The sequence below is a fragment of the Pseudoalteromonas sp. SR45-6 genome (assembly GCF_014163545.1).
In the GTDB taxonomy this organism is placed as follows: Bacteria; Pseudomonadota; Gammaproteobacteria; order Enterobacterales; family Alteromonadaceae; genus Pseudoalteromonas; species Pseudoalteromonas rhizosphaerae.
In genome coordinates this window covers 1-425 of the sequence record NZ_JACJDM010000192.1, presented here as the reverse complement: position 1 = coordinate 425, position 425 = coordinate 1, and the positions used below count along the sequence as shown (strand labels likewise).

At 37.4% G+C, this 425-nt stretch carries 1 pseudogene; it reads left to right on the top strand.

The features are described from left to right. Window positions 1–215: pseudogene (locus tag H5158_RS22860) on the top strand (DUF2931 domain-containing protein); the annotation flags it as partial. Window positions 216–425: the final 210 nt, after the last annotated feature.

Here is a 425-nt window from a genome sequence, read left to right as displayed (position 1 = left end):
AAAATGGTTATAAATTAGCTAAAAATTTACCTGCTTATGCATGGATAAGCACAGGAGAAGTAGAAGAAAATATCAGGCCTTATTTAATTGTTGGCATGGGGGATAGTGGCGAGATAAAAGTATGGTTATCAAATGCACGATCTGACAGAAATAGAACAGGCCGTGTATTACACGAGCTTGGCTCTGGGCAAGCACAGTGGCGTAAGAATAAGTAACTAAGCTATTCCTCAAGGGCAGCTTGAACTTAAATGGATATAGATTATGGACAAAATCATAAAATTACTTCTTATTAGCTTGTTTGCTGTATTACTAGGCGGTTGTGCAACAACAGGTGAAATAGATTATATGGTTGTATCGGGTTCAACGGATGAAGGTAATGATATATTCGTGACTTTAATTAAGTTTGATGACCAGTGGGATGTACC